The sequence below is a fragment of the uncultured Campylobacter sp. genome (assembly GCF_937997465.1).
In the GTDB taxonomy this organism is placed as follows: domain Bacteria; phylum Campylobacterota; class Campylobacteria; order Campylobacterales; family Campylobacteraceae; genus Campylobacter_A.
Map to the genome: position 1 here is coordinate 1 of NZ_CALKTQ010000275.1, position 4,279 is coordinate 4,279.

The 4,279-nt window shown below is 47.4% G+C and carries 2 protein-coding genes and 1 pseudogene; 1 reads left to right on the plus strand and 2 read right to left on the minus strand.

What is annotated here, in order from left to right; genetic code table 11:
* The first annotated feature begins 168 nt into the window (after window positions 1-168).
* Window positions 169-1,605, plus strand: a complete 1,437-nt coding sequence (gene murF / locus Q0546_RS09075; protein ID WP_298792381.1) for a UDP-N-acetylmuramoyl-tripeptide--D-alanyl-D-alanine ligase — start codon at window positions 169-171, stop codon at window positions 1,603-1,605.
* A gap of 200 nt (window positions 1,606-1,805) precedes the next feature.
* Here murF and Q0546_RS09080 read toward each other — a convergent pair whose 3' ends face one another.
* Together Q0546_RS09080 and Q0546_RS09085 are read right to left on the minus strand one after the other, a co-directional pair.
* Window positions 1,806-3,839: an ATP-dependent helicase gene (locus Q0546_RS09080; protein WP_298792383.1), complete on the minus strand. Its 2,034-nt coding sequence runs from the start codon at window positions 3,837-3,839 to the stop codon at window positions 1,806-1,808.
* Window positions 3,840-3,963: 124 nt separating this feature from the next.
* A pseudogene (locus tag Q0546_RS09085) lies at window positions 3,964-4,279 on the minus strand (iron ABC transporter substrate-binding protein); the annotation flags it as partial.

Here is a 4,279-nt window from a genome sequence, read left to right on the forward strand (position 1 = left end):
CTCACAGCTCACAGCTCACAGCTCGAACTTTATTTAGATAATTTTTTATCTACTTTTCATAGACACTACTATCTTTTCTCACTTTACACGCAAAAACAAACCGCAAAACGCTAAATTTAGTAAAAACGGCGCAAACAAAAGCCCGCTTAAGCGAACCTAGGAGAAAAAATGAACGAAACCCTCATAAATATCGGCCTTGCCGCGACGCAGTTTTTATTTACGTTTGCGCTGGGATTTTATCTCATCACCTGCCTTCAGTGGTTTTCCTACAAGTTTGAGCGCGTGCTGTTTCACTTCACCAGGCCGCTGTGGCACGTGTTTTTCCTCATCGTGCCGATCGTGCTTTTTTACGGGGCGGAGCGATTTTTCTGGATTTATTTTTACTTTGCACTGGTGCCAAGCCTCGCTCTTTGGTATAAAAAACTCGATAAAAAGCTGGTTTTTACTCCGCGAGTCAAGCGATTTTTTGTTATCTTAGCGCTCGCCGTTATCGCTAGCTACGCCGTTTATATAGCGACGCAGTACCGCGTAAATTTAGGCGTCGTCCTGCCGCTCGTGCTCTCTTTTGCGATTAGCTTTTTGCTGGAAAAGGCGAAATTTAAAGCCTACGAAAACAGCGCGCGCAAAAAGCTAGCCTCGATACCGGAGCTCAAAATCATCATGATAACTGCGAGTTTTGGCAAAACCAGTATAAAAAATTTCCTATTTGAGCTGCTTAAAAACGATTTCGTTTGCCGCAAAACACCTCGCAGCGTAAACACGCTAGCAGGCCTCATCCAAGACGTAAACAACGAGCTTGCTGTCGGTACGCAGATATATATCGCCGAGGCGGGCGCACGCCTAAAAGGCGACATCGCACAGATCACGGAGTTTTTGAGCCCGCACATCGCTATCGTCGGCGAGATCGGCGCGCAGCATATCGAGTACTTTAAAACGCTTGAAAATATCCGCGCTACGAAGCTTGAGGCTCTTGGCTCAAAGCGCTTAGAAAAGGCTTTCGTGCACAGCAGTACGCAGGCAAACGAGGGCGAAAAGATAGAAATTTACGACAAAGACCTAAGCGGCGTTGAGGCGAGCCTGGATGGGGTTAAATTTAAGCTTGGCGAGAGGGAATTTGCTTCGCCGCTGCTTGGTAAATTTAACGCTGTAAACCTAGCCGTCTGCGTAAAAACCGCGCTATATCTAGGACTAGACGAGGCTAGGATCGTCTCCGCTCTCTCGCGTCTAAAAAACGTCGAGCACAGACTCGAGCGCATCGATGCGGGCGGCAAAATTATCATTGACGACGGCTTTAACGGTAACTTTAACGGCATGAGCGCGAGCTACGAGCTAGTCGCCAGCTACGAAGGGCGCAAGGTGCTCGTGACGCCCGGCATCATGGAGAGCAGCGACGAGGAGAACGAAAAGCTAAGCAAGATCATCAATAAAACCTTTGACATCGTCATGCTGACAAGCTCGCTAAACGCCGTCGCGCTACTAAAGCACCTAAGTAGGCCAAAAGTCATCGTCATCAAGGATAAATCAAAAATGCAAGAAGCCCTGGCGCAAAACACAAGAGCGGGCGATCTGATCCTTTTTTCAAACGACGCTCCGAGCTTTATGTAGGGGTAAATTTGAGGGTTTGAGGCGATACAGATAAATTTGATAGTGCTGCTTCTAGCTTTTCAAATTAAAATTTGAAGTTTAGTTAAATTTAGCATTTTTGAGGTGCGGGTTATGCCAAGCGCCGATTTCCGCAGACGAAAGATAAAATAGGGCGGCTAAATTTAAACGACTCAAATTTAACCCCAAATTTGAAGTTAAATTTAAATCCCCGCGCTAGCCATCCCCGCCTCGATCAAAAACTGGCTAGGCTGGTAGTTTATCTTTTTGATCTTGTCGTATTTGGCGTAGCTTAAAATCAGCTCGTCGCGAGCCCTCGTGACCGCGACGTAAAAGAGTCGTCGCTCCTCCTCGAGCGAGCCGCCCATGCTCATGAGTTTGAGATTCGGGAAGCGATTTTGCGCGAGATCGACTACGAAAACGAGGTCAAACTCAAGCCCCTTTGAGGCGTGGACGCTTAGCAGATTTACCCCTTCGCCGCTGCTCATTTCGCTGCTGCCCAGTGTGATAAAGTTATAAAATTTCTCCGCCTCCGAGTAGTTTTTGGCTAGCTCGCCCAGCACCTCTAGCTTGCCCGCGATGCGCTCGAGGGCCTCTTTTTTTAGCGTTTCGTCTATGTTGCCGTTTTTTTGCGTGGCGCGCTTGGTCGCGAGGTTATCGGCGATGAGGGTGTAAATTTTGCTATTTTTGAGATCTTCTACCAGCGAGGTCGGGCGCGAGTGGCGTTTGGCGGCGCTTAAAAAGTTGTAAATTTCATACAAAAACTGCCCGCCGCTCTCGCTTAGTTTTTGCATTTTTAAAATCGGGTGCGCGAAAAATTTCTCGCTAAAGTTAAATTTAGCAAATCGCGACTTCTCCCCAACCTCGTCAAGCTCATCAAAAAGCCCTAGCTGGTAGTTTTTGGTCTTTTTGGTAAAGGCTTCCACGCTCTCATCTGGCCGCAAAAATCCTCGCACGATGTCGCCGTGTCCGACCTTGCTCAACACCTCGAAAATCTCCTTGCTAAGCGCCGCACCGACGCCTTTTGCGTATTCGCATATGTGGATAAAGGCCATGATGTCCTTTGGGTTTATGAGGATGCCTAGCAAATCCATCGCGGCGCGCACCTCGCGGCTCTCAAAAAAGCTCACGCCGCCCTTTCGCTTGGAGCCGATACCTAGCTCTCGCAGCGCGACTTCCAGGCCGTCGGCGCTCGAGTTGTTGCGAAAGATGATGGCGATATTTTCTTTTTTATATTTGCTGACGGCGATGACCTGCGCGATGTTTGAGTACTGGTCGAAAAGCTCGTTGTAAACTAGTAGCTTTGGCGAGGTAAATTTACCCTCGCGACCGACTACTAGTTTTTTTTCGTAAAGGCGCGGGTTGTTTGCGATGACTTTGTTGGCAAGGGCTAGGATCGCGGAGCTACTGCGGTAGTTGATGTTTAGCGCATAGATTTTAGCGTCTGCGAATCGATCCTTAAACGATCCGATGATCTCGATATTTGCGCCGTTAAAGGCATAAATACTCTGGTCGAAATCCCCGACGCAAAAAAGGCTTTTCGTCTCAAAAGCACTGATTAGCGAGCCTTGCAGCGAGTTTGTGTCCTGATACTCGTCGACTAAAATTTCCTCAAATTTTAGCGGCGCGCCTTTTCTTAGTTCGTTACGCATTTTGATAAGCAAGTCGTTAAAATCCGCGTAGCCGAATTTGCTCTTTTCCTCCTCAAATTCGCGCAAAACGTCCTCGTAAATCTCGGCATATACGCCTTGCTCGTCGCTTCGCTCCTTTAGCCACTCGCCAAACGTCTGCTTTAAGGCTAAATTTTGAAATAGCGAATACGCGTCGTAAAGATAAGCGCCGCCGTATGGCTTGACGTCGCTTAGATGGTTAAATTTGCGCCTTTCTACGAGCGATTTTAGCAGCGTTTTTAGCTCGCTTGGCTGCTTTAGCGTGACGGGTTTTTCTAGAAATTTAAGCAGCGAATAAGAAACCGAGTGAAAGGTGCCCGCCGTGATGCGCGAGGTGATTTTTTTATCAAAATGACGGTTTAATCGCTCGATCATCTCGGCCGCAGCCTTGTTGGTGAAGGTTAGCAGCAGGATTTTTTCGGGCTTTACGCCTAAATTTAGCAGATGAGCGATGCGAGCGACGATGGTGCTGGTCTTGCCGGTGCCGGCACTTGCGATAACTAGATTGTGCCCGGCAGGAGCGGTCGCGGCGGCGTATTGTTCTTGATTTAGTTTTGAAAGGGGCATATTTTCCTCGCGTTTAAAAGGGCAGATTATACCCAAACGGGCTTAAATTTATAAGAACGCAAAAGCGGCGAGGGCTAAATTTATTTGCCCCGCGTTTACAAAGCGAGGCGAAAATTTAGCGGTTTTATTTTGGATTTAGTATTTCTTTTAGCTCCTCATCGCTTAGTTCGTAGCGGTAAAATTTGAGATAAAATTTTTTAACTTCATCTTCTAAATTTAGCTCGATAAAAATTTCGGGATAAAAGATTTTAGCTAGCCAAAGCGGCTGCAAGGCACCCTCGGCGCTGCGCACGCTCCACAGATAAACTCCGCTAGGCACGACGAATACGGCGCCGTCTTTGACCGCTTTTAGTTTTGCAAACGCAGGATTATTTAGGATTTTTTCCTTGCCTTCGCGAGAATTCGTGATGATGATATCGGGATTAAAGATAATAACTTGC